This is a genomic window from Longispora sp. NPDC051575 (assembly GCF_040681875.1).
In the GTDB taxonomy this organism is placed as follows: domain Bacteria; phylum Actinomycetota; class Actinomycetes; order Mycobacteriales; family Micromonosporaceae; genus Longispora.
Genome location: NZ_JBFAZP010000006.1, coordinates 278,167 through 302,223, shown reverse-complemented (window position 1 = coordinate 302,223; position 24,057 = coordinate 278,167). Strand labels below are relative to the sequence as shown.

At 73.6% G+C, this 24,057-nt stretch carries 24 protein-coding genes, 1 tRNA gene and 1 riboswitch; of the genes, 14 read left to right on the top strand and 11 right to left on the bottom strand.

What is annotated here, in order from left to right; all coding sequences use genetic code 11:
• Positions 1-49 precede the first annotated feature (49 nt).
• Positions 50-508 carry a GNAT family N-acetyltransferase gene (locus tag AB0M43_RS18935; RefSeq protein WP_363726307.1) on the bottom strand — a complete coding sequence of 153 codons (459 nt, stop codon included), beginning with the start codon at positions 506-508 and terminating at the stop codon, positions 50-52.
• Positions 509-564: 56 nt separating this feature from the next.
• Between AB0M43_RS18935 and AB0M43_RS18930 the strand changes: the two genes are divergently transcribed.
• The 4 genes from AB0M43_RS18930 to cobM are packed head-to-tail and all read left to right on the top strand — an operon-like array spanning position 565 to position 4,443.
• The gene (locus AB0M43_RS18930) at positions 565-1,869 is read left to right on the top strand and encodes an AMP-binding protein (protein WP_363726305.1); all 1,305 of its coding nucleotides are present in this window, start codon (positions 565-567) and stop codon (positions 1,867-1,869) included.
• Positions 1,860-2,249, top strand: coding sequence for a TIGR03618 family F420-dependent PPOX class oxidoreductase (locus AB0M43_RS18925; protein WP_363726303.1), 390 nt, complete (start codon positions 1,860-1,862; stop codon positions 2,247-2,249). The genes AB0M43_RS18930 and AB0M43_RS18925 overlap by 10 nt, the downstream gene beginning before the upstream one ends.
• Positions 2,246-3,703, top strand: a complete 1,458-nt coding sequence (cbiE, locus tag AB0M43_RS18920; protein ID WP_363726301.1) for a precorrin-6y C5,15-methyltransferase (decarboxylating) subunit CbiE — start codon at positions 2,246-2,248, stop codon at positions 3,701-3,703. The genes AB0M43_RS18925 and cbiE overlap by 4 nt, the downstream gene beginning before the upstream one ends.
• A complete protein-coding gene (gene cobM / locus AB0M43_RS18915; protein ID WP_363726299.1) occupies positions 3,700-4,443 on the top strand; it encodes a precorrin-4 C(11)-methyltransferase in 744 nt (247 codons plus the stop codon). The genes cbiE and cobM overlap by 4 nt, the downstream gene beginning before the upstream one ends.
• 25 nt (positions 4,444-4,468) lie before the next feature.
• Here the strand turns inward: cobM and AB0M43_RS18910 are convergent, their stop codons facing one another.
• Positions 4,469-5,539 (bottom strand): cobalt-precorrin-5B (C(1))-methyltransferase, encoded by a 1,071-nt coding sequence (locus AB0M43_RS18910; RefSeq protein ID WP_363726297.1) that lies wholly within the window; start codon positions 5,537-5,539, stop codon positions 4,469-4,471.
• 33 nt (positions 5,540-5,572) lie between these two features.
• On the opposite strand from AB0M43_RS18910, the gene AB0M43_RS18905 reads away from it, so the two are divergent.
• The 7 genes from AB0M43_RS18905 (at position 5,573) to AB0M43_RS18875 (ending at position 9,188) form a co-directional block, all read left to right on the top strand.
• A complete protein-coding gene (locus AB0M43_RS18905; RefSeq protein WP_363726295.1) occupies positions 5,573-6,385 on the top strand; it encodes a cobalt-precorrin-6A reductase in 813 nt (270 codons plus the stop codon).
• A gap of 37 nt (positions 6,386-6,422) precedes the next feature.
• The gene (locus AB0M43_RS18900; RefSeq protein WP_363726293.1) at positions 6,423-6,950 is read left to right on the top strand and encodes a phosphoribosyltransferase family protein; all 528 of its coding nucleotides are present in this window, start codon (positions 6,423-6,425) and stop codon (positions 6,948-6,950) included.
• Between the two features lie 73 nt (positions 6,951-7,023).
• On the top strand, positions 7,024-7,446 hold the full coding sequence (locus tag AB0M43_RS18895) for a YbaB/EbfC family nucleoid-associated protein (protein ID WP_363726291.1): 423 nt from the start codon (positions 7,024-7,026) through the stop codon (positions 7,444-7,446).
• The gene (locus AB0M43_RS18890) at positions 7,446-7,763 is read left to right on the top strand and encodes a hypothetical protein (protein ID WP_363726289.1); all 318 of its coding nucleotides are present in this window, start codon (positions 7,446-7,448) and stop codon (positions 7,761-7,763) included. The genes AB0M43_RS18895 and AB0M43_RS18890 overlap by 1 nt, the downstream gene beginning before the upstream one ends.
• 2 nt (positions 7,764-7,765) lie before the next feature.
• Positions 7,766-8,260 carry a hypothetical protein gene (locus AB0M43_RS18885; RefSeq protein ID WP_363726287.1) on the top strand — a complete coding sequence of 165 codons (495 nt, stop codon included), beginning with the start codon at positions 7,766-7,768 and terminating at the stop codon, positions 8,258-8,260.
• A 3-nt stretch (positions 8,261-8,263) separates the two neighbouring features.
• Positions 8,264-8,773 (top strand): EndoU domain-containing protein, encoded by a 510-nt coding sequence (locus tag AB0M43_RS18880; RefSeq protein ID WP_363726285.1) that lies wholly within the window; start codon positions 8,264-8,266, stop codon positions 8,771-8,773.
• A 13-nt stretch (positions 8,774-8,786) separates the two neighbouring features.
• Positions 8,787-9,188 carry a hypothetical protein gene (locus AB0M43_RS18875; protein ID WP_363726283.1) on the top strand — a complete coding sequence of 134 codons (402 nt, stop codon included), beginning with the start codon at positions 8,787-8,789 and terminating at the stop codon, positions 9,186-9,188.
• A gap of 4 nt (positions 9,189-9,192) precedes the next feature.
• Here the strand turns inward: AB0M43_RS18875 and AB0M43_RS18870 are convergent, their stop codons facing one another.
• Genes AB0M43_RS18870 through cobG form a run of 3 tightly spaced genes read right to left on the bottom strand, consistent with a single transcriptional unit; the run spans position 9,193 to position 12,634 of the window.
• Positions 9,193-10,779 (bottom strand): precorrin-2 C(20)-methyltransferase, encoded by a 1,587-nt coding sequence (locus AB0M43_RS18870; RefSeq protein WP_363726281.1) that lies wholly within the window; start codon positions 10,777-10,779, stop codon positions 9,193-9,195.
• Positions 10,776-11,408, bottom strand: a complete 633-nt coding sequence (locus AB0M43_RS18865; RefSeq protein ID WP_363726279.1) for a precorrin-8X methylmutase — start codon at positions 11,406-11,408, stop codon at positions 10,776-10,778. The genes AB0M43_RS18870 and AB0M43_RS18865 overlap by 4 nt, the downstream gene beginning before the upstream one ends.
• Entirely contained in the window at positions 11,405-12,634 is a 1,230-nt protein-coding gene (cobG, locus tag AB0M43_RS18860; protein WP_363726277.1) for a precorrin-3B synthase, read from the bottom strand. The genes AB0M43_RS18865 and cobG overlap by 4 nt, the downstream gene beginning before the upstream one ends.
• Before the next feature lie 80 nt (positions 12,635-12,714).
• Positions 12,715-12,809, top strand: a riboswitch (cobalamin riboswitch).
• Positions 12,810-12,858: 49 nt separating this feature from the next.
• Between cobG and cobN the strand changes: the two genes are divergently transcribed.
• Both cobN and AB0M43_RS18850 read left to right on the top strand, forming a co-directional pair.
• Positions 12,859-16,458, top strand: a complete 3,600-nt coding sequence (cobN, locus tag AB0M43_RS18855) for a cobaltochelatase subunit CobN (protein ID WP_363726275.1) — start codon at positions 12,859-12,861, stop codon at positions 16,456-16,458.
• A gap of 76 nt (positions 16,459-16,534) precedes the next feature.
• Positions 16,535-17,611 carry a right-handed parallel beta-helix repeat-containing protein gene (locus AB0M43_RS18850; RefSeq protein ID WP_363726273.1) on the top strand — a complete coding sequence of 359 codons (1,077 nt, stop codon included), beginning with the start codon at positions 16,535-16,537 and terminating at the stop codon, positions 17,609-17,611.
• Positions 17,612-17,650: 39 nt separating this feature from the next.
• On the opposite strand, the gene AB0M43_RS18845 is transcribed toward AB0M43_RS18850, so the two are convergent.
• The 6 genes from AB0M43_RS18845 to AB0M43_RS18820 all read right to left on the bottom strand — a co-directional run bounded on the left by AB0M43_RS18845 (position 17,651) and on the right by AB0M43_RS18820 (position 22,999).
• A complete protein-coding gene (locus AB0M43_RS18845) occupies positions 17,651-19,330 on the bottom strand; it encodes an insulinase family protein (protein WP_363726271.1) in 1,680 nt (559 codons plus the stop codon).
• Between the two features lie 4 nt (positions 19,331-19,334).
• Positions 19,335-20,279 (bottom strand): hypothetical protein, encoded by a 945-nt coding sequence (locus AB0M43_RS18840; RefSeq protein WP_363726269.1) that lies wholly within the window; start codon positions 20,277-20,279, stop codon positions 19,335-19,337.
• Positions 20,280-20,431: 152 nt separating this feature from the next.
• Positions 20,432-20,572, bottom strand: a tRNA-OTHER gene (locus tag AB0M43_RS18835).
• Positions 20,573-20,692: 120 nt separating this feature from the next.
• Positions 20,693-21,424 carry a hypothetical protein gene (locus AB0M43_RS18830; RefSeq protein ID WP_363726267.1) on the bottom strand — a complete coding sequence of 244 codons (732 nt, stop codon included), beginning with the start codon at positions 21,422-21,424 and terminating at the stop codon, positions 20,693-20,695.
• 11 nt (positions 21,425-21,435) lie between these two features.
• A complete protein-coding gene (locus tag AB0M43_RS18825; protein ID WP_363726262.1) occupies positions 21,436-22,326 on the bottom strand; it encodes a phosphotransferase in 891 nt (296 codons plus the stop codon).
• Between the two features lie 181 nt (positions 22,327-22,507).
• The gene (locus AB0M43_RS18820; protein ID WP_363726261.1) at positions 22,508-22,999 is read right to left on the bottom strand and encodes an ACT domain-containing protein; all 492 of its coding nucleotides are present in this window, start codon (positions 22,997-22,999) and stop codon (positions 22,508-22,510) included.
• Between the two features lie 90 nt (positions 23,000-23,089).
• Here AB0M43_RS18820 and AB0M43_RS18815 point away from each other — a divergent pair, with 90 nt between their 5' ends.
• Positions 23,090-23,821, top strand: coding sequence for an SDR family oxidoreductase (locus AB0M43_RS18815; protein ID WP_363726259.1), 732 nt, complete (start codon positions 23,090-23,092; stop codon positions 23,819-23,821).
• The last annotated feature ends 236 nt before the right edge of the window (positions 23,822-24,057 follow it).

The following is a 24,057-nucleotide window of genomic DNA, read 5'->3' as shown; positions in this document are numbered from 1 at the left end:
CCCTGGTAGAAGCGGAGCGGCGCCGGTCCCGGACCGGAACGTCGCCGCGCTAGGCCGTGGCCGGTCCGGTGCTCGACGGGGCCGGCCGGGACATCGGGGTGTGCGGGATGCCGTCCTCGACGTAGTCCGGCCCGCAGACCGTGAAGCCGTGCCGCGCGTACAGCGCGGTCACGGCGCTCTGCGACTCCAGGCGCGCCGGCCGGTCCCCGATCGCGGTCAGCGCGGCGGCCACCAGCCGGTCGGCGAGCCCCGTGCCGCGCCAGGCCGGGGCCACCACGACCCGGCCGATCCGGGCGGCGCCGTCGGGCTCGGTCAGGACCCGCAGGTACGCCGTCACCCGCTCGCCCTCGGCCAGCCACACGTGCAGCGTGCCGGGTTCGGAGTCGCGGCCGTCGAGATCCGGGTACACGCAGTTCTGCTCGACGACGAAGACCTCGGCGCGGAGCTGGAGCAGCGAGTACAGGATGGTGTTCGAGATCTCGGCGAAGCCGGCCGTTCTGAGGATCATGGCCGCAGCCTAGTCTGGCGGCGGGAGCACGACCCACGAACCAGCGAGGAGGACCCGTGACCGACCTGCTGCCCGCCCTGAGCGGGGCGTTCGGCGACCGGCCCGACGCGGTCGTCATCGACGGCGAGGCCACGAGCTGGGAGAACCTGCGCGACCGGGCCCAGCGGCTCGCCGACGCGGCGAAGGGCGCACCGGCGTTGGCGGTGCACGCGACGGCGTCCCTGGACACGGTGGTGGCCGTCGTGGCAGGGCTCCTTTCGGGGGTACCGGTGGTGCCGGTCGCCCCCGACGCCGGCCCGCTGGAGCGCGACCACATCCTGGGCGACTCGGGCGCGGTGCCGGTCGCGGACCTGCTCTCCGGCTCCCGGACCACCCCCGGCGGCGCCCCGGGCCCCGAAGCCGCCCTGATCCTCTACACCAGCGGCACCACCGGCGCCCCCAAGGGCGTCCTGCTCTCCGCCGCCGCGCTGGCCGCCGACCTCGACGCGCTCGCCGACGCCTGGGACTGGACCCCCGACGACACCCTCGTGCACGGCCTGCCGCTGTTCCACGTGCACGGCCTGGTCCTCGGCGTCCTCGGCGCGCTGCGCACCGGCTCCCGGCTCGTGCACACCGGCCGGCCGACCCCGGCGGGGTACGCGGCGGCGGGCGGCACCCTCTACTTCGGAGTACCCACCGTGTGGTCCCGGATCGTCGCCGAGCCCGACGCGGCCCGGGAGCTGCGGACCGCCCGGCTGCTGGTGTCCGGCAGCGCGGCCCTCCCGGTGCCCGTGTTCGGCGCGCTGGCGGAGCTGACCGGTCACCGGCCGGTGGAGCGGTACGGCATGACGGAGACCCTGATCACCGTCAGCGCCCGGGCCGACGGCGAGCGCCGCCCCGGCCACGTCGGCGCGCCCGTCGCCGGGGTCGAGGCCCGCCTCGCCGGCGAGGACGGCGAACTCCAGGTCCGGGGCGTGACCCTGTTCGACGGGTACCTGCACCGGCCCTCCCCGTTCACCGACGACGGCTGGTTCCCGACCGGGGACATCGCGGAGCTGGTCGACGGGCAGTACCGGATCGTCGGGCGGGCCTCCACCGACCTGATCAAGTCCGGCGGCTACCGGATCGGGGCCGGCGAGGTCGAGAACGCGCTGCTCGCGCACCCGGCCGTCCGGGAGGCCGCCGTGGTCGGGCTGCCCGACGACGACCTGGGCCAGGAGGTGGTGGCGTTCGTGGTCGCCTCCGGGGTGCAGGCCCGCGAACTGATCGAGTTCGTCGCGAAGGAGCTGTCGGCGCACAAGCGGCCCCGGCGGGTCGTCTTCGTGGGGGAGCTGCCGCGCAACGCCATGGGGAAGGTACAGAAGAAGCTGCTATGCAGGTGAGTGACGCTTTTCGCGAGTTCTGGACCGAGCGGCACCTGTGCACGCTGACCACGCTCCGCCGCGACGGCAGCCCGCACGTCGCCCCGGTCGGGGTGACCCTCGACGTGGAGTCGGGCGTCGCGCGGGTGATCTCCTCGGGCACGTCGTTCAAGGCGCGCCGGGTCCGGCAGGCCGGGGCCGAGGGGGTCCGGGTCGCGGTGTGCCAGGTCGACGGCGCGCGGTGGTCCACCCTGGAGGGTGTCGCGGTGCTGCGGGACGACCCGGAGTCGGTCGCCGACGCGGTCCGGCGGTACGCGGCGCGGTACAAGCAGCCCCGGGTCAACCCCGAGCGGGTGGTCCTGGAGATCGCGGTGACCCGGATCCTCGGGAACGTCCGGTGATCACGGTCGTGGGGATCGGGGCCGACGGCTGGGATGGGCTGGCCCCCGGGTCCCGGGCGGCGATCGGGGCGGCGGACGTGCTGGTCGGCAGCCCGCGCCAACTGGACCTGGTGCCGCCGTCCGCCGAGGTGGCCCCCGACGGCACGGTCTCGGGCGTCGAGCCATTGTCCGACGACAACGGGTGGACCCCGGGCGACGACGTGTTCCCCGAAGGCCAGCCGCCGATCGTGCGGGGAGACGGGCCCGCTGACCGGGCTCCCGACGACAGCGCGTCCCCGTGCCTGGGGGTGGGTCCGGCCCCGCGCGGCGCGGACGGTGACGCGGCCCCGACTCTTGGCTCCGGCTCCGCCCTGGACGGTGACCCCGCCCCGTGCCGGGGCGTCGTCACCGGCACGGGTGCGCCCGTCGCCGAACGGATCGTGCTGCCCAGCCCCCTGCTGCCCGGCCTCCCGGCCCTCCTCGACCGCCTCGCCGGCCGGAACGTCTGCGTCCTGGCCAGCGGCGACCCGCTGTTCTACGGCATCGGCTCGACGCTGATCCGGCTGCTCGGGGCCGACGCGGTCCGGGTCCTGCCGCACCCGTCCTCGGCCGCGCTGGCCTGCGCCCGGATGGGCTGGGCCGTGCAGGACACCCCCGTGTACTCCGTCGTCGGCCGCCCCGTGGAGGCCGTCCAGCCCGGCGGGCGCTTCCTGGTGCTCAGCGCCGACGGCCGCTCACCCGCCGCCGTGGCGGAGTTCCTGACCCGCCACGGGTACGGGGACAGCCGGCTCACCGTGCTCGAACAGCTCGGGGGGCCGGTGGAACGGCGGCTCACCAGTACCGCCGAGAGCTGGTCCTTCGACGATCTTGATCCGCTGAACGTGATCGCCGTCGAGTGCGCCGAACCGCCCGCGTCCCGGGTGCCCGGCCTGCCCGACGACCGCTACCAGCACGACGGCCAGCTCACCAAGCGCGAGATCCGGGCCGTCACCCTGGCCCGGCTCGCCCCCCGCCCCGGCGAACTCCTCTGGGACGTCGGCGCGGGCAACGGCAGCATCGCCGTGGAATGGATGCGCAGCCACCCGTCGTGCCGGGCGCTGGCCGTCGAGTCGCACCCCGAACGCCTGACCCGGATCACCGCCAACGCCGCCCGGCTGGGCGTGCCCGGCCTGCGCACCGTCGCCGGCCGGGCCCCCGGGGCGCTCGCCGGCCTCGACACCCCCGACGCGGTGTTCATCGGCGGCGGGCTCACCGTGCCCGGCGTGGTCGAGGCCTGCTGGGCGGCGCTGCGGCCCGGCGGCCGGCTGGTCGCCAACGCGGTCACCCTGGAGACCGAGGCCGCCGTGGCGCACTGGTTCGGCGCGCTCGGCGGGGACCTGACCCGGATCGCGGTGTCCCGCGCCGTCCCGGTCGGCGGATTCACGGGCTGGCGCCCCGCCATGCCCGTCACACAGTGGACGGTGGACAAGCAATGACAGTGCACTTCATCGGGGCCGGGCCCGGGGCGGCGGACCTGATCACCGTCCGGGGCCGGGACCTGATCGCCGCCTCGCCCGTCTGCCTGTACGCCGGCAGCCTGGTCCCCGTCGAGCTGCTGGCGCACTGCCCGCCCGGCGCGCGCCTCGTGGACACGGCCAACCTGAACCTCGACCAGATCGTCGGGGAGCTGGTCGCCGCGCACGCCGCCGGCCTCGACGTCGCCCGGCTGCACTCCGGCGACCCGTCGGTGTTCTCCGCGATGGCCGAACAGCTCCGCCGGCTCGACGCGGCCGGCGTGCCCTACGACGTGACCCCCGGGGTGCCGGCGTTCGCGGCGGCGGCGGCCGCCCTGGGCCGCGAGTTCACCGTGCCCGGGGTCGGGCAGACCGTCATCCTCACCCGGACCGCCGCGCGCGCCACCCCCATGCCGCCCGGGGAGGACCTGCCGTCGCTGGGCCGGTCGGCGTCCACGCTGGTCCTGCACCTGGCCGTGCAGCGGCTGCGCGAACTCGTCGACGAGCTGGTGCCCAACTACGGGGCGGACTGCCCGGTGGCGGTGGTGGCCCGGGCCTCGCGGGCCGACGAGCTGATCGTGCGCGGGACGCTCGCCGACATCGCGGGGCAGGTCGAGGCCGCCGGGATCGTGCGGACGGCGGTGGTCGTGGTGGGGCGGGTGCTGACCGCCGGGGAGTTCCCGGACAGCCACCTGTACTCGGTGGCGCGCTGCCGGGACTGACGGTGGGGCGGTGCGGAGCGCCGCCCTACGCCCGGCCCACGATCACGCCCGCCCGGTCGATCACGATCACGTCCACCTCGACGGGAGCCCCGCGGAGCGTCTCCAGGGCCACCACACGGGCCTGCGCCGCGATCACGTCACCCAGCGGCAACCCCTCCGCCTGGCACAGCCGGAGCGCCTCCAGGGCCGTGTTCGCGCCGTGCACCGCCGCCACCAGTTCCGGAGCGCCGCCCGCGGCGCGCACCGTCTCCGCCAGGACGGCGAAGTCCACCTGCGAGCGGCCCGAGTGCAGGTCCAGGTGCCCGTTGGCGAGTTTGCACAACTTGCCGATCCCGCCCGACACGGTCAGCCGGGGCACCGGGTGCCGGCGCAGGTACTTGAGCACCGCGCCCGCGAAGTCCCCCATGTCCAGCAGCGCGTCCTCGGGCAGCCCGTACACCTCGGCGGCCACCCGCTCGGAGGTGCTGCCCGTGCACCCGGCGACGTGCGTGCGACCGGCGGCCCGGGCCACGTCGATGCCCCGGCGGATGCTGTCGATCCACGCGGAGCACGAGTAGGGCACGACGATGCCGGTGGTACCGAGGATCGACAGGCCGCCGAGGATACCCAGCCGGGGGTTCCAGGTCTTCTTCGCCAGCTCCTCGCCGTGCTCGACGGAGATCTCCACGACCACGTCGCCGGTGCCGCCGTGCGCCGCCGCGACCGCGAGGACGTGCTCGGTCATCATCTTCCGGGGCACCGGGTTGATCGCGGGCTCGCCCACCGCCAGGGGCAGGCCGGCCTTCGTCACGGTGCCGACGCCGGGGCCGGCCCGGAACGTGACCCCGCTGCCGGGCGCGCCGTGCGTGACCGTCGCCGACACCAGCGCCCCGTGCGTGACGTCCGGATCGTCCCCCGCGTCCTTCACGATCCCCGCCATGGCCGACTCCGCCCGGAGCTCCTCCCGGGCCAGCGCGAACGCCGGGGTCTGCCCCTTGGGCAGGGTGATCTCGACCGGGTCGGGAAACTCCCCGGTCAACAGGGCCGTGTACGCGGCGGTCGTCCCGGCGGTGGCGCACGCCCCCGTGGTCCAGCCGTACCGCAGACTGGTGCTCATCGCTTTCCAGCATTCCAGCAGGAGGTCAGGGGCATGACAGCGCGGGTACTCGTCCTCGGCGGCACCGGCGAGGCCCGTCGGCTCGCGGAGGCGCTGGTCGGCCGCGTACACGTCGTGTCCTCCCTCGCCGGCAGGGTCGGCGAGCCCCGGCTGCCCCCGGGCGAGGTCCGGATCGGCGGGTTCGGCGGACCGGAGGGCCTGGCCGCCTGGCTCCGGGAGGCCCGGATCGACGCGGTGGTCGACGCGACCCACCCCTTCGCGGCGGTGATCAGCCGGTCGGCGGCGACCGCGACCGCCGAGCTGGGCGTGCCGCTGCTGGCCCTGCGCCGCCCCGGCTGGACCGAGGCGCCCGGCGACGACTGGCGCCGGGTGCCGTCGCTGACCGCCGCCGCCGACGCCCTGCGCGCCACCCCGGACGCCCGGGTGTTCCTCACCACCGGGCGCAAGGACCTCGCCGCCTTCGCGGACCTGCCGCACCGGTTCCTGCTCCGCTCCGTCGACCCGCCCGAGGACCCGGTCCCGGCCCGGCTGACGGTCGTCCTGGCCCGGGGGCCGTTCACCGTCGCCGGGGAGCTGGAACTGCTCCGGGGGTACGCCGTCGACGTGCTCGTCACCAAGGACAGCGGCGGGGACCAGACGGCCGCCAAGCTCACGGCGGCCCGGGAGCTGGGGATCCCCGTCCTGATGGTGGACCGGCCGGCCGCCCCCGGGACGGAGGCCGTCGGCACCGTCGCCGAGGCGGTCGCCTGGGTGGAACGCGCGGCGGGGAACGGTCGGGAACGTTCGGCGGGGAACAGCGGGGAACGTTCGGCGCGGAATGGTGGGGAACGTTCAGAGGGGGAATGATTCAGCCCGGAAATGGAGCATGACAGGATCGGGCTTTGTGACAACTCTTGATCTCGCCCGCCAGGTCGACGCCACCTGCCGGATCCGTGGCCAGTTCACCCTCCGGTCGGGCCGGCTCGCCGACGAGTACTTCGACAAGTACCAGTTCGAGGCCGACCCGGTGCTCCTCGACGCCCTCGCCGCCGCCATGGTCCCGCTGGTCCCCGTCGGCACCGAGGTCCTCGCCGGCCTGGAGATGGGCGGCATCGCGGTGGTCACCGCCCTGGGCCGGCACACCGGGCTGCCGTGCGCGTTCGTCCGCAAGGAGGCCAAGGCGTACGGCACCGCCCGGCTGTCCGAGGGCGCCCCGCTGGCCGACCGCCGGGTACTCGTCGTCGAGGACGTGGTCACCTCCGGCGGCCAGATCGCGCTGTCCACCGGCCAACTGCGCGCGCTCGGCGCGACCGTCGACCACGCGCTGTGCGTGATCGACCGGCAGGAGGGCGGCGCGGCGGCCCTCGCGGACGCCGGCATCGTCCTGGCCAGCCTGCTGACCCGCGCCGAACTGGAGGCGTCCCGGGGGTAGTTCGCCCCGGTTCGGGTTGTCGGGCCCTCCTATGATGGCAATCGGTAGTCCGACCTCTCCCCGGGAGACCTGTATGGATCCGCTGGCAGACCCCGCCGGCCTCGGCCGGATGCTCGCCGAGGCCACGTCGATGCTCGACCGGTTCCAGGCCCTGCGGCCCGCCGCCGGGGACGCCGCCGTCGAGGGGGTCGGCGAGGCCGCCAACGGGCTGATCACCGCGAAGGCCGTCGCGCCCGGCCAGGTGTCGGAGCTGGTCTTCAACCCGAGGGTGATGCGGATGGACTCGCAGACCCTGGCCGAGGAGACCCTGGCGGCGGTCAACGCGGCCCTGGCGGACCTGCGCGCCCAGAGCCCGCAGCCCGCCGGCCCGACGGACTTCGGCACCCTCACCGAGGATCTGCGCGCGATCCAGGACGACGCGACCCGGCAGATGACCTCCTTCGCCGACGCCCTCGTCGACGCGCAGGCCCGGATCGCGGCCCAGGGCGGCCGGTGATGGTGGACATCGACCCGGACAAGCTCGCCGCTTCGGGCCAGGGCCTGGGGGCGGTCGCGACCCGGTTTACCACCGCACTCGCCGCGTTTCGGACGGAGATCGCCGCCTACGGCCAGCCGTGGGGCGCCGACGACATCGGCGGGCTGATCGGCGCCGCGCACGACGAGGTGTCCTCGTTCGCGTTCGAGTGCTACCAGGCGGCCCTGGACGAGATCGGGGTGGCCGGCGAGGACCTGGTCGGCATGGCCGGCACCCACCGCACCACCGACAAGGGCATCGACGACCACTTCACCGGAGTCCGCGAGGGGCTGGTCTGACCGTGGGCCTCCAGATTCCGGGCGAGCTGCGTTCCCTGCTCGAGGTCATCGGCTACTCGTGGCCCGAGGCCGACGAGACCAAGCTGTTCGAGATGGGGAAGACCTGGATCGGCTTCTCCGGCACCATCCACGGCGTGGTCGCCGACGCGCACGCGGACGCGGGCTCCGTGTGGGCCGAGCACCAGGGCGGGGACATCGAGGCGTTCCGCGACTGGTGGTCCAACGAGGACAGCCCCGCGAAGAACCTGTCGAACGGGGCCACGGCCGCCGTCCTGACCGGTACCGGGCTGATCATCTGCGGCATGATCGTGCTCGCCCTGAAGATCATGGTCATCGTGCAGCTGGTGATCCTGGCCATCCAGATCGCCCAGGCCATCGCGACGGCGTTCGTGACGTTCGGCGCGACCCTGCTGGAGATCCCGGTCTTCCAGCAGCTGTGCCGCACCGTCGTCGGCAACCTCGTCCAAGAGGTCCTCTTCACCCTGATCGACGGGTAGCCGGTGGCCACCCACAGCCAGCGCAAGAAGTCCGGCAAGCTGCTCCGGGCCGCGCTGCGCTACCTGAAGAAGCAGGACGGCCGCGCCGCCAAGCGGGCCCGGCCCGACCGGATGTCCCCCGACCGGCTGCGGCACACGTTCGAGGGCGAGAACCGCAAGGGCTACCACTACCGGCCCGGCGGCGAGGACTTCCCCGACCGCCGCGTCGGCCAGGTGCTCCGCCGCGACCCCACCACCGGGGTCTACGAGGCGAAGGTCGAGTTCTGGAAGCCGCCGTCCCCCGGCCCGCCGCCCACCCCGGGCCAGTGGCAGAACAAGGTCGGTCAGGGCCGCAGCACGTTCTTCCCCGACCACTGGACCCCGCAGCAGTGCGACGACGCGGTCACCAACGCGTTCCACGGCGCGACCAAGAACGCGGACGGCACCTGGACGGGCTCACACAACGGCGTCGCGATCATGGGCTACTACGATAATGCGACGGGCGCGCTCAAGCACGGATTCCCGTTCCTGTGACAAGGAGACACCTGTGAGCTTCCTCAGTTTCTACACGGACGGGGACGGCTTCCCGAGGTACCGGGCGAGCGACGACAGGTACGTCCCGCTGGGCGTGTGGTTCGTGATGGAGCTGCGCAACTCCCCGTACCAGGCGCTGGACCTGCTGGGCATCGTCGACGAGGTGGTCAGCGGGCGCTCGGCGGGCGAGGACTGGGACGGCGAGGCGTTCCAGGTGCGGGTCGCCCCGTCGGGGGTGTCGGTGCGCAACACGATCCTGGACGGCCAGGCCGGCACGTTCCCGCTGGACGAGGTGCGCCGGGCCGCCGAGGACTACTGGCGCTACCTGTCGACCCGTCCGGAGGTCGCCGCGGACCTCGCGGACTGGGAGAGGACGTGGGGCCGGGCGCACCCGTACCGGGGAAGGCTGTTCTAGGTTCTCAGCCCGGGTAGTGCCGGGGCGTGAAGACGACCCCGTCCTTCGCCCGGGTCTGCGAGGAGCCGATGATCAGCAGGCAGCGCATGTCGATCGTCGCCGGGTCCAGGTCCGCCAGCCGGACCACCCGGACGGACTCCTGCGCCCCGCCCACGTCGCGGCCGATCACGACCGGGGTGTCCGGCGACCGGTGCTCCAGGAGCAGGTCGCGGGCCCGTTCGACCTGCCAGGTGCGGGTCTTCGACGCCGGGTTGTAGATCGCGAGCACCAGGTCGGCCCGCGCGGCGGCCTCCAGGCGGCCCTCGATGACCTCCCACGGCTTCAGGTAGTCCGACAGGGACAGCACGCAGAAGTCGTGCCCCAGGGGCGCCCCGGCCCGGCTGGCGACGGCCTGGGCGGCGGTCAACCCCGGCAGGACCCTGACGGGTACGTCCCGCCAGCGCTCCCCGGTCGCCACCTCCAGCACGGCGCTGGCCATCGCGAACACGCCCGGGTCGCCGGAGGACACCACGGCCACCCGGCGGCCGGACAGCGCCAGGTCCAGGGCGAACTCGGCGCGCTCGGCCTCGACCCGGTTGTCGGAGGCGTGCCGGCGCTGCCGGGGGTTGACGGGCACCTTGGCGACGTACGGCGCGTACCCGACCAGGTCGTCGGCCCCGGCGAGCGCGGCGGACGCCTCGGGGGTGAGCCAGTCGCGCCCGGCGGGCCCGAGCCCGACGACGACCACCTCGCCCCGGGGCACCGGAACAGCCTGCGTCGCCCCTGCCAGCGGGCCGTTCCCCGTGTCCGTCGGGAGGCCCACGGTGGTGTCGGCACCCGCGACCACCGACGGTGCACCCGTCCGTGGCGGGGCCACCCGGCACTCCTCCGCCGACGTCGCCGGCGAGGGCAGCAGCGCCAGCGAGAAGTACGGCACGGTCGTCGGGTCCACGTCCGCGAGCGGCGCGATCCGCTGCTGCCCGGTGCTGGCCCGCTCCACGTACCAGGCGCTGTCGAGCTTGCCGGCCCGCTCGAACGCGTCGCGGACCTTGCCGAACGTCCGGCCGAGCTTCATGACGGCCGCCGCGTCGGTGCCCGCGAGCTGGGCGGTGAGGGTGTCCGGGTCCAGGGTGCCGGGCAGGATCGTCAGCACCTCGTCGCGCTCCACGAGCGGCCGGCCCAGCGCGGCGGACGCCCCGCTGACGGAGGTCACCCCGGGCACGACCTCGGCGACGTAGCGGCCCGCGAGCCGCTTGTGCATGTGCATGTAGGAGCCGTAGAACAGCGGGTCGCCCTCGGCGAGCACGACCACGTCGCGGCCCGCGTCGAGGTGCGCGGCGAGCCGGTCGGCCGCGTCGGCGTAGAACTCGTCCATCGCGCCCTGGTAGCCGCCGGGGTGGTCGGTGGTCTCCGTCGTCAGCGGGTAGACGAGCAGCTCTTCGATCTGGCCCTCGCGCAGGTAGGGGGCCGCGACGGAGCGCGCGATGCTCCGGCCGTGCCGGGCCGCGTGGTAGGCGATGACGTCGGCGGCCCCGATCAGCCGGGCGGCCTTCACGGTCACCAGTTCGGGGTCGCCGGGGCCGAGCCCCACGCCGTACAGCCTGCCGGTCATGCCTGGATCTCCCTCTCGTGCGCGATGGCGTTGATCGCCGCCGCCGTGATCGCGCTGCCGCCCCGCCGGCCCCGCACGATCAGGAACTCGATTCCCGGGTACGCGGCGAGCGCCTCCTTGGACTCCGCCGCCCCGATGAACCCGACCGGGATGCCCAGGATCGCGGCCGGCCTCGGCGCGCCCCGGTCCAGCAGGTCGAGCAGGTGGAACAGGGCCGTGGGCGCGTTGCCGATCGCGACGACGGAGCCTTCCAGCCGGTCGGCCCACAGCTCGACGGCGGCGGCGCTGCGGGTGGTGCCCAGGTCGGCGGCCAGGCCGGGGACCCGGGGGTCGGACAGCAGGCACAGCACGTCGTTGTCGGCGGGCAGCCGCTTGCGGGTCACCCCGGAGGCGACCATCGTCGCGTCGCACAGGATCGGCGCGCTGGCCTCCAGCGCCGCCCGGCCGGCGGCGACGACCCCGGGGGAGTACGCGATGTCGGCGGCCAGGTCGACCATCCCGCACGCGTGGATCATGCGGACGGCCGTGGTGGCCACGTCGGCGGGGAAGCCGTCGAGGTCGGCCTCGGCGCGAATCGTCGCGAACGACTGGCGGTAGATCTCCGCACCGTCGCGCTCGTACTCCGTCACGCCGTCCTCCGCGCCTTCTCGATCACATCCCCCGGGTCCACGGTGGACCAGGTGTGCGCACCGGCCGTCACCCGGTACCCGTCGCCGGTGGCCAGCACCTCGACGTGTTCGCCGCCGGGCGCCCCGCACCGCCGCCCGCAGCCGACCCAGTGCACGGGCAGGCCGGCCAGGGTGGCTCCGGCCAGCGTCGACGCCGCGTCCGCCCGCACGTCGGCGAGGGACTTCGCGCAGCCCGGCAGGCCGGTGCACGCCGTCACGCCGAGCCACGGGGAGGCCGGGTCGACGATCAGGCCGTGGGAGCTTAGCGTGGCCAGGACGCCGGGTGCCTCGGCCCCGGGAACGTCCGGGACGATCACGCCGCGCCACGGGGTGATCACCAGCGTGCCCCGGGAGGCGGCGGCCAGGGCGTCGGCCTGGGCCCGGGTGAGCCGGCCGAGCGGGGCGCCGACGGCCACCGCGGCCAGCCCCTCCGCCTGGGGGACCACGCCGATCGGATGGTCGGTGAGCAGCGGGAACGGCTCGCCGCCCGGTTCGCTCCACCGGAGTGCGGGATGGCGCAGCCGCGCGAGTACCCGTCGGGGTCCGTCGTGGAGGTCCGTCAGCCGCCAGGCCGTCGAGCCCTGGGCGGCCCGCTCGTCGAGGAACGCCGCCGCGACCGCGAGCAGGCCGTCCACGGCTGCGTCGAGGGTCGTGCACAGGCTGTGGTCGACGCCGGCGAGGGGCAGCAGCACCTGGTCGGCGGTGACAGGGATCACGCCCGCGTCGCCGCGCAGTCCGACGATGTCACCCCGGCCGTCGTCGAGCGTGAACAAGAACCTTCCAGACAATTCCGACAGGTACGGGGTGCCGCACAGCCGCCGGTCCAGCTCCGCCACGAGCGGCCGGACATCGACCAGCCCGCGACCGTCCCGCCCGGACAGCGGCGACGCCAGGATGTTGCGGACCCGCTCGTGGCTCACCGACGGCAGCAGGCCGACCTCGGTCAGCCGGGCCCCCAGCTCGGCCTCCGCTCCGGCTGGTAACCCCCTGACCTGCACGTTGCCCCGGGAGGTCAGCTCCAGGAGCCCGTTGCCCAGCTCGGTGGCGGCGCCCGCGAGAGCCTTCCACTGGCCGGTGCCGAGGTGCCCGCCCGGCACCCGGACCCGGGCCAGCCCGCCGTCCGCCGCCCGGTGCACCTGGATCGCACCCGGGCACAGGTCGGGCCGGGAACGGAGGGGCTCGGTCATGCCGGCGATCCTACGGCGGGTGACTTGACGCGACCTCGCATGACTCGGGAGAGTGGGCACGCCATATGGGGCGACGTGTGGAGGAAGCCGGTGCGAGTCCGGCGCGGTCCCGCCACTGTCACCCGGGTGGGTGGTGCCGACGCGCCGCCCAGGGGTCCCGGGAAGCCAGGAACTCCTGTCGCCGAACGACTACCCGGGGCGCGGACCCCGAGGGGGAGCGCCCGATGATCCTGCTGTTGTCGACCTCGGACACGGACCTGCTGAGCGCTCGCGCGAGCGCCGCCGCGTACCGGCTGGCCAACCCGTCCCGGACGTCCGTGGAGGACCTGCCCGCGCTGCTGGACGGGGTCGCGCTGGTCGTCGTGCGGATCCTCGGCGGCAAGCGGTACTTCGACGAGGGGCTCGACGCGGTGCTCGCCAGTGGGCTGCCGGTCGTGGTGCTCGGCGGGGAGCAGGCGCCCGACGCGGAGCTGATGAAGTGGTCGACGGTGCCGGTGGGGGTGGCGACCGAGGCGCACGCGTATCTGGCGCACGGTGGGGGCGCGAACCTCGGCGCGTTGTACAACTTCCTGTCCGACACGGTGCTGCTCACCGGGTTCGGGTTCGAGCTGCCGGTCGCCACGCCGGCGTGGGGGATTCTCGACCGGGTCGGTGCCGATCTGAGCGGTGCCGAGCAGGGCGGTGCTGGTCGGGGCACCCGGCCGACCGTGGCCGTTCTGTACTACCGGGCGCATCATGTCGCCGGGAACACCGCCTTCGTGCACACGTTGTGTGACGCGATCGAGAACGCGGGCGGCACCGCCCTGCCGGTGTACTGCGCCTCGCTGCGGGCCGCCGAGCCCGCGTTGCTGGAGACCCTGAAGCGGGCCGACGCCCTCGTCGTGACCGTGCTCGCGGCGGGCGGCACCAAGCCGGCCACGGCGGGCGCGGGCGAGGACGACGGCGCGTGGGACGTCAGCGAGCTCGCCGCCCTCGACGTGCCGATCCTCCAGGGCCTGTGCCTGACCAGCTCGCGCGCCGACTGGGAGGCCAACGACGACGGCCTGTCCCCGCTGGACGCCGCCACCCAGGTCGCGGTGCCCGAGTTCGACGGCCGGATCATCACGGTGCCGTTCTCCTTCAAGGAGGTCGACCCCGACGGGCTGACCGTCTACGTCGCCGACCCCGAGCGGGCGGCCCGGGTCGCGGGCACCGCCGTGCGGCACGCGGCGCTGCGGCACATCCCGAACGCGGACAAGAAGATCGCGATCATGCTGTCGGCGTACCCGACGAAGCACTCCCGGATCGGCAACGCGGTCGGCCTGGACACCCCGGCGAGCGTCGTCCGGCTCCTCCGAGCGCTGGGGGAACGCGGCTACCGGATCGGCGACCTGCCCGGCGTGGCGAACCTGGACGGCGACGCGCTGATCCACGCGCTGATCGCGGCCGGTGGCCAGGACCCGGACTGGCTGACGGCCGAGCAGCTGGCGGGCAACCCGGTGCGCATCCCCGGCGTACAATATGAGCAGTTTTTCGCAAAGCTCCCCGATGACCTCCGCGAGGGCGTCGAGGGCGCGTGGGGCCCCGCCCCGGGCACGCTCTACGTGGACAACGGCGACATCGTGCTCGCCGCGCTGCGCTCCGAGAACGTGGTCGTCATCGTCCAGCCCCCGCGCGGCTTCGGCGAGAACCCGGTCGCGATCTACCACGACCCGGACCTGCCGCCGAGCCACCACTACCTGGCCGCGTACCGCTGGCTGGCCGACTCCTTCGGCGCCGACGCGGTCGTGCACGTCGGCAAGCACGGCAACCTGGAGTGGCTGCCCGGCAAGACGGTCGGCATGTCCGCCTCCTGCGGCCCGGACGCGGCCCTGGGCGACCTGCCGCTGATCTACCCGTTCCTGGTCAACGACCCGGGCGAGGGCACCCAGGCCAAGCGCCGCGCGCACGCCACCCTGGTCGACCACCTGGTCCCGCCGATGGCCCGCGCCGAGTCCTACGGCGACATCTCCCGCCTGGAGCAGCTCCTCGACGAGCACTCCAACATCGCGACCCTGGACCCGGCGAAGCTGCCGGCGATCCGGGCCCAGATCTGGACCCTGATCCAGGCCGCGAAGCTCGACCACGACCTGGGCATGGAGGACCGGCCGCACGACGCCGAGTTCGACGAGTTCATCCTGCACGTCGACGGCTGGCTGTGCGAGATCAAGGACGTCCAGATCCGCGACGGCCTCCACATCCTCGGCGAGGCCCCGGCCGGCGAGGCCCGGGTCAACCTGGTGCTCGCGATGCTGCGGGCCAAGCAGATGTGGGGCGGACAGGTGGCGGCCCTGCCGGGGCTGCGCGAGGCCCTGGGGCTCACGGAGGACGGCTCCGCCGGTCGCCTGGAGGTCGACGACGTCGAGGAGACGGCGAAGGCCCTGGTCGCGGCCATGGAGGCCCGGGGCTGGTCCGTGGAAGCCGCCGAAGCGGTCTGTGCGGAGATCCTCGGCGTCACCGACGACCTGGTGGCCAGCGTGCTCCGGTTCGCCGCCGAGGAGGTCGTGCCCCGGCTCGACCGGACCACCGACGAGATGGCGATGGTCCTGCACGCCCTCGACGGCGGTTACGTCCCCGCCGGGCCGAGCGGGTCGCCCCTGCGCGGCCTGATCAACGTGCTGCCCACCGGCCGCAACTTCTACTCCGTCGACCCGAAGGCCGTGCCGAGCCGGCTGGCCTGGGAGACCGGGCAGGCGATGGCCGAGTCCCTGCTGGCCCGGTACCGGGCCGACCACGGCGAGTGGCCGTCCTCGGTGGGCCTGTCGGTGTGGGGCACCAGCGCCATGCGCACCTCCGGCGACGACATCGCCGAGATCCTCGCCCTGCTGGGCGTCCGCCCCACCTGGGACGAGGCGTCGCGGCGGGTCAACGGCCTCGAACCCGTCGACCTGGCCGAGCTGGGCCGGCCCCGGATCGACGTGACCGTCCGGATCTCCGGCTTCTTCCGGGACGCGTTCCCGCACGTCGTGGCCATGCTCGACGACGCCGTCCGGCTCGTCGCGGCCCTGGACGAGGCCCCGGAGGACAACTACGTCCGGGCGCACGTCCAGGCCGACCTGGGTACGCACGGCGACGAGCGGCGCGCCACCACCCGGATCTTCGGCTCCAAGCCCGGCGCGTACGGCGCGGGCCTCCTCCAGCTGATCGACAGCCGGAACTGGCGCGACGACGCCGACCTCGCCGAGGTGTACGCGGTCTGGGGCGGCTACGCCTACGGCCGCGACCTCGACGGCGTACCCGCGCGGGGCGACATGGAGACCTCGTACCGGCGGATCGCGGTGGCCGCCAAGAACATCGACACCCGCGAACACGACATCGCGGACTCCGACGACTACTTCCAGTACCACGGCGGCATGATCGCGGCGGTGCGCGCGCTGACCGGTAAGGCCCCGGCCGCGTACATCGGCGACAGCACCCGGCCCGACGCGGTGCGCACCCGCACCCTGTCGGAGGAGACCGCGCGGATCTTCCGGGCCCGGGTGGTCAACCCGCGCTGGCTGGCCGCGATGCGCCGGCACGGGTACAAGGGCGCGTTCGAGCTGGCCGCGACCGTGGACTACCTCTTCGGGTACGACGCGACGGCCGGCGTGGTCGCCGACTGGATGTACGAGAAGCTCGCCGCCACCTACGCGCTCGACGAGGAGAACCAGAAGTTCTTCGCCGAGTCCAACCCGTGGGCCCTGCACGGAATCACCGAAAGGCTACTGGAGGCCGCGAACCGGAAGATGTGGGAGCACCCGGACCCCGCGACCCTGGCGGCCCTCCAGGAGCTGTACCTGCGCACGGAGGGTGACCTGGAAGAGTAGTGGTCTCTTGCACTTCTGTCGTAGGCTCGGCCGCGGAGACGCGTCCACATCGGGGTCACCTGAGGAGCCACGCACCATGGAAGACCAGCCCATCGACCCGGAAACCCCGGAGATCCCGCACCATGCGCGGAAGAACCGGTTCCTTCGGATCGGCCTGATCGCCCTGGCCGTCGTCACGGCGGTCGGCGTCATGGCCGGGGTGGTGGTGTACGTGACGGGCACCGAGAAGCCCGTCAGCTTCCCGATCACCGAGGGCTCGACCACCCCGGGTCCCGACACCGAGGACCCGGGGGACACCGGCGCGATGGCCACCGCCTCGCCCTCGCCGTCCGCCAAGGCCTCGCCCAGCGGCCCGGCCGTCAAGCCCGACGGCCTGGGCTACTGGCCGTCCGAGGCCAACACGGGCGTGCCCAAGGGCACCAAGCTCAAGGCGTCCGGCAGCATCACGGTCACCAAGCCCGGCACGGTGATCGAGGGCGTCGAGGTCGTCGGCTGCATCGTGATCAAGACCAGCAACGTGACCATCCGCAAGTCCCGGATCAAGGCCGTGGGCTGCGGGGTGAAGACGGACCTCGAGGGCACGTACAAGAACATCCTCATCGAGGACGTGGAGATCGACGGCCAGGGCGACCTGAAGGTCATCATCCTGGGCTGGACCGGCTTCACCTGCCGCCGCTGCTACCTGCACAACGCGTTCAGCGGCGCGCACCCCCGCTCCAACACGGTGATCGAGGACTCCTACATCAACACCGTGATCGAGGGCGGCTCCTCCGAGGGCCGGCACCTGTCCGGGATCGGCTTCCACGGCGGCTCGGGCATGGTCCTGCGGCACAACCGGGTCGAGTGCTCGGTGAGCGGCTGCTCGGCGGCCCTGTCGCTGTACGGCAACTTCGAACAGGTCGCCAACGTCACCGTCGAGGACAACTACTTCAGCGGCGGCGGGTACTGCGTCTATGCCGGCAGCCTGAAGAGCAAACCCTTCCCGCTGGCCCTGAACACCAAGTTCTTCCGCAACGCCTTCGCCCGGACCGGCACGGGGGAGTTCCCCAAGTGCGGGCGGTTCGGCCCGGTGGTCTCCTACGAGGCCGGCAACGGCAACGAGTGGAAAGACAACTACTGGTTCGACGCGAAGAAGACGCCGATCGTCCTGTAGGTCCCGGGTGCCCGGCCGGTCGGGCCGGGCACCGCGCGCCTAGCGCCGCCGGTAGAGGAACACGCAGCCGGCGAACGCGCCGAGGGTCAGTACCCCGACGAGGCTCGTGGATACCCAGCCCGCCGCCCCGGGCTCACCCTCCAGGGTTGACACGAGCGCGCCCAGCGTGAGGGCGCCCAGCGTGAGGGTGACCAGGATCAGCCCGACGAGCAGCAGTGTCTCCCAGTACGGCACCGCGCGCGGGACGGTCCGGACCGTTTCCCTCGGCCGGTCCGGCGGGATGGGGATGTTCCCGGCGGGCCTGGCCGGCATCGGGACGACGGCGGAAGCCGGCACCGCGGCGTCGATCGGGGCCAGGGCACCCGGTGCCAGCGTGAACAGGGTCGGCTCGATCCGGACCGAGATGCCGTCGTGCCCGAACAGGTGGCGGGCGCCGTCGGGGTAGACCAGGAGCGCGGCGCACTCGTCGTAGCGGACCGTCGAGGGCTGCTCCCGGACCAGGCTCACGCCCGCCCCGCCGACGACCAGGGTCTCGGACGTCTCCACCAGCGACCGGTGGGACCTCCCGGAGACCTTCCCGGTCGAGTGCGTCGGCGCCGCCACGAACCCGGCCCCGTCCGCGCCGTGCCCGTGCGGGACCATCAGCAGGCCGGCGTCCATGGCGCGTTCGGCGACGGCGTGCACGTCGGCGGGGGTGACCGCCCGCAGTTCGGCGAGCAGCTCGTCCACGGTGTGGTTGGGCTGCCCGGTGACCAGGTTCATCGCGTACGTCGGGAGCCGGGCCGCGTCGAGTTCCGGGAGCTGGAAGTACTCCTCCGCCTTGGTCCGGGTCGCTGCCAGGTCCTCGGCCTCGATCCGGCCGACCCGGAGCTTCCACAGCACGTCGAGGAAGCCGCCGAGCATGGCGCCCCGCTTCTCCGGCAGCGCGTCGGCCACCGCCGTGACGACCGCGTGGCCGTCCCCGCGCGGGTCGTAGGCCGCGCCCGCCGTGTAGGAGTAGCCGCCCTCCTGGCGCAGGCTGCGGAACAGTTCGCGGTCGAGCACGCCGGCGTACACGGAGGCCGCCGCGGAACGCTCCACGACGGTGTCGAACACGACCACGTTGTCGGGGCCCGCGAAGTAGGCGGGGGTGGCGGGCAGGGCCGAGGACGCGACGGGTACGGGGCGCCGGACGCCCTCGCGCAGCCGGAGCTTCAGCCCCGCCGGTACGGCGTTCCCGGTGATCCACAGGACCGCGTTGTCCCGGGTGAACCACGCGTCGGCCCACGCGCGCACGTCGTCGGCGCCGAGCGCGGGCAGGCCCAGCTCCTGGTAGCTCCGCAGGCCGTGGTCGCGGGCCCCGTACCGCCACAGGCCCATCGACTCGTTCACGGCGCGGTTGCGCCCGGCGGCCTCGGTGCGCAGGATCTCCTTCTCCGTCTCCAGCCGCTCGACGGGCAGGTCGGTCAGCGACTCGCACACGCCGGTCAGGTAGGCCACGATGTCGGACTCGGAGCCCTGCATGTGGAAATGGGTGACGACCCCGCCGGTCGTGCCGTTGAAGTGGTAGTCGGTCTGGCCGTGCCGGTGCAGGGCCAGGTGCTCGACCAGGTGGGTGACGCCCGACCTGGCCAGGGTCTCGTCGGCGGTGCCGACCCGGAAGAACAACCCGGCCTGCATGGGGCCGCTGATCGGGGCGAGGAGGGTCGGTACCCCGTCGACCTCGGTCTCGTGGATCATCGGATCAGCCCTTCGCCCGAGCGTTCTTGCGGAACCACAGGAAACTGGTCACGTTGTCGTTGCCGTGGTAGCTCCAGGGCAGTGCGGTGGCCTCGGCCCCGATCATGTGGAAGTAGCGGGCGGCGGCGGTCTGGTCCCCGTGCAGGGCCGTCGCCATCGCGAACGTGTTCAGCGCGTACGCGGCCCGGTAGCCCGCGCGCCGGAACGCCGGGTGGTCCACGGACCGCGCGGCGGCCTCGGCCACCTCGGCGCGGACGTGCGCCTGGACGATGTACCTGTTGGCCTCGGCCCGGTCCATGGACAGCCAGCGTTCCAGGTGCCAGGTGGCCACGAGCGCCCCGCTCAGGGAGCCCTCCGGTGCGGCGAGCGCGCACTCCCGGGCGAAGGCGTGGGCGTCCTCCCAGGTCCCGCCCCACTTGGGGCAGAGCTGTTGCAGGATCTGGGCCTGGGTGCCGAAGCTGTGCGGGGCGTGCCGGGCGGCGTGGTCGTAGCGCCGCCGCGCCTCGGACTGGCCCAGTTCCAGGCCCCGGGTCGTCAGGAGACGCATGGTCCAGGCGCTGGTGTCGGCCGGTTCGCGGGCGGTCACCTCGATCAGGAGCCGCTCGGCCTGGCGCAGGTACTCGTGGAAGGCGCGGAACTGGACCTGGGAGACGTGCTCCGCCCCGTAGCCGGAGCGGGCCTCCCACCCCAGTTCGATCAGGCGGGCCGCGAGCAGGGTCATCGGGAGGGTCGCCCCGGGGGCCTGTCCGACGACCGTCCGGAGGAAGTCCTCGCTGCCGCCGATCTCGCCGACGAACCGCACCACGAAGCTGTGGTCGTCGGGGTCGTCGAGTCCGCCGAGGAACGCCGACACGGCCGGCCAGTCGTGGCTCCGCACGGCCGCACGGAGCGCCGCGAGTTCGGGTCGGGTCGCCGCGGGGTCCGTACTCACGGGGGGAAGGTCGGTCACCGGCAAGATCATAGGGGTAGTTGGTGAAGCCCGGGGGTGTAGCCAACCCCCGGGCCTCTCGTTGCCGCCCAATTGCTGACACCAGCACTTTTAAGGGAACGGATCAGTCGTTACAGACTCGCGTCCTACCGTTGGACCATGTCCCCACGAAGCGGGGACAGCGGGAGTTGAACCCGCATCTCGACGTCGAATCGTCCGTACCCGGTCGATCTGGTGTTCGGCGGCGAATGCTGAAGCTGGAGCGAGAGTCTGAGTTTGCGGGACGGCTGCCTCTGCCAGTTTGGGCCACTCCCGCGCGAGTGCGGGAGGGAGGATTCGAACCCCCACCTGTACCTAGCCCCATCAGTCTGAACGTCTCAGTTTCAGTGTGCGCTTCCGCGCGTCCCCGGCTCCCCGGAGACGTCTTCCTTCGACTACCGGAACAGGTAGCCGAAAACCTTGTCGCCCGTGGCGCGGTCGGTCACCTCGGTGTTGTTGGCCTCCTCGCGGGCGAACTTGACCGCCTGCTGGAGCTTCTCGACCCGCTCCAGGAGTTCGGCGACCCGCTTGGCGGGCAGGGCGCCGGAGAACTTGACCGTGGTCCAGTACCCGATGGCGATGTCCTCGTAGTAGACCTCGACCTGCGCCGGGTGCTTCTCGGTGGCCTCGGCCTTCACGTGGTTGCGGGGCACCTTCTTCGTCCGGATGGTGCGGACCGGCTCGGTGGACCAGCAGTCGGCCGAGTCGTTGAACACCCAGGACTCGGCGGCGTCGAGCACCGGCAGCTTCTTGACGAACGTGTGCAGGTCGGTGAGCTGCTTCTCCAGGAACAGCAGGTACGTCACCGGCACGTCGGACAGCAGCACCCGCTCGTCGACGACGACGTCGGCGCGGGCCACGCAGTTCGTGGCGTCCTTCGAGGCGGTCACGTCGAACAGCTTGGTGAGCCCGACGCCGACCTGGCGGAGCACGTCCTCGGCCCGGGTCTGGACCTTCGTGGACTCCGGCGGCAGCTGCTCGCCCTCCTCATCCTTCGGCTGGTAGCTGCGGGAGATGCCGGACAGCAGGGCCGGCTTCTGCACAGCGTGGTGCGCCTCGGTGAGTTCGTGGAAGGACTTGCTCTTGACGCCCTTCTCGACGGCGATGATCTGGTTCAGCTTTGCCATGGTCGCAGAGCCTAGGCGACCGCGAACTCCCGTCGCAAAGCGATTTCGTCCAACCGTTCGACAACCTCGTCCAGGGTGGACAAACCGGTGCGCCAGCGGCCGGCCCGCCAGACCAGGCTGCTCATGGCCCGCAGGTCGGCCAGCAGCGGGACCGCCGCGAGCTCGGCGTCGGTGAGGTCGACCCGGGACCGGTAGCCGCGCAGGAACGCCGCAACCTCCTCCGCCGTGTCCGTGCTCTGCGCCAGCCCGGCGGCCAGGTCGTTGACCCGCAGGTCCAGGCCGGCGATCTCGAAGTCCAGCACGGCCGTGACCCGGCCCCCGTCGAGCAGCGCGTTGCCGGGCGCGAAGTCCAGATGACAGATCGACACCGGAAGATCCACGAGCATTTTCCGGTACGCCGCGTCCGTCTCCCGCGCGCATCGGTCCATCCTGTCCAGCCCAGGATGCGGCCCGCAGGCGGCCCGCAGGTCCCCGAGGAGCACGTCGAGTCCGGGCACGGCCGGGTGCACCTCGTCCAACGACACCCGCCAGTCCGTCGGGGCCAGCCCGGGGTCCAGCGTGCCCAGGGCGGCGTCCAGCTCCCCGAGCGCGGCCCCGAGCGCCTCCCCGTCGGCGCCGCGCCGCCCGGCCGTCCCCGGCAGGTACTCGAACAGCGCCGCCGGCCCGTCCGCCGTCTCCCGGACCGGCCCGACCGGGGTGGGCACCCGGAAGGACAGCCCCGCCGGGCCCAGCGCCGCGAGCAGCCGGTGTTCGGCGAGCACCCGGTCGAGGCCGAGATTGCGGTAGACCCGCAGCACGTACGTGTCGTCCAGGGTCCACACGGCGTTGTTGGTGCCCTGTTCGGGCCGCCGGACCGACCGGGCGCGCACGCCCCAGCCCCGCGCGAGTTCCACCGGATCCATCCGGCCAGGCTAGGCGGCCGCCTCCCACCCCGCACCCCGATTCCGGCCGCCCCGGTCGATCTACCCCGAGCCCGGGCATTCCCGACGCGAACCGCCAGCACCCCCGCCCCCGGCCCGCCCCCGGCGCGTCCATTCCGTTCGGCCCCGCCCGGACGCGGGCCGCAAGCGGCCCGCCACGCCCCTACACCGCAGGCAACTCCCGAATCCCCGGCGCCTCGAACAACCCCGCCAACGCCGGCTCCACATGCGTCCCCATCCCCCCGCGCGCCGCGACCATCCCCACCAGCACCGGCCCGGTCACCGCCCCCGGCGCCACGACCAGGAACTCGTCGATCACCTTGTCCCCCAACGGATGCACCTGGATGGTGAGGATGTTGACGTCCAACTCGGCCAGTCCCGTGCACAGCGCCGCGAGCCGCCCCGGGGAGTCGGCGACGGTGGTCCGGATCCGCCACAAGGTGTCCCCGGTCGCGGCCGGGGTCCGGGGCGCGCGGACGTGCCGGTGCGCCCACCAGCGGTGCGCGCCGGAGCACAGGACCAGTGCGGCGGCCAGGCCGACGAGGATCCACGGGCCGCCCTGGCCGTGTCCGAGGGCCCCGGCGAACAACTCGGCCACGGCGACGGCCGTGAACAGGGCGGCGAGCTCGATCAGGTCCTTCGACAGAGTCTTCATGCGCCACAGCCTGGTCACCATCCGTTACGGCTGTGCTGTTCCGCTGTGACGTTCGTGTAGCCGATTCCTACTTCCCGGTACGGTCGGGACATGACGGAACTCGTGACTGTGGTGACCGGCGGCAGCCGGGGGATCGGGGCGGCCACCGTGCGCCGGCTCGCGGCCGGGGGGCATGCCGTGGTGGTCGGCTACCACGCGGACAAGGAGGCGGCGTCCGCGCTGGTGGCGGAGGTCCGGGCCGAGGGCGGCCGGTGCGTCGCGGTCGCCGGGGACACCGTCGACGAGGGGTACGTGGCCCGGCTGTTCGGGGCCGCCGCCGAGTTCGGGCCGGTCACCGGGCTGGTCAACAACGCGGGCGTCACCGGTCCGCTCGGCCCGCTCGCCGACCAGACCACCGAGAACCTGCGCCGGGTCGTGGACGTCAACGTCGTCGGCTACCTGCTGTGCTGCCGGCACGCGGCCCGGACCATGGCGGCCGGCGGCGCGATCGTGAACGTGTCCTCGGCGGCGGCGACCCTGGGCAGCCCGGGGGAGTACGTGCACTACGCCGCCACCAAGGCCGCCGTCGACGCGATGACCGTCGGGCTCGCCAAGGAGTTGGGCCCCGCCGGCCTGCGGGTCAACGCCGTGGCTCCCGGCACGGTCTACACGGACATGCACGCGACGATGGGCGACCCGGGCCGGCCCGACCGGATCGGCGCGGGCACCCCGCTGGGCAGGTCCGGGCAGCCGGAGGAGATCGCGGCGGCCATCGCGTGGCTCCTGGGCCCGGACGCCTCGTACACGACGGGCACGGTCCTCCGCGTCTCCGGCGGCCGCTGACCAGCCCACCGCCGCCGTACGGGGCGCGAGGCCACCGCGTCGGCCCGGAGTGCGGCTTCCGGCTCCCGCGTAGGGCAGTGGACCAGCGGGCGCAGCCCTGGTCGGGGCCGTCGGTGTCCCGGGTGTCGCCGAGGGCGCGCGTCCCCGGGGGCCGAGGCCGCCCGGTGAGGGTGGCCGGGGTTGGCGGGGCGGGCGGGCCGGCCGACGGAGACCGGGTCGGGGCCCACCGTAGCCGT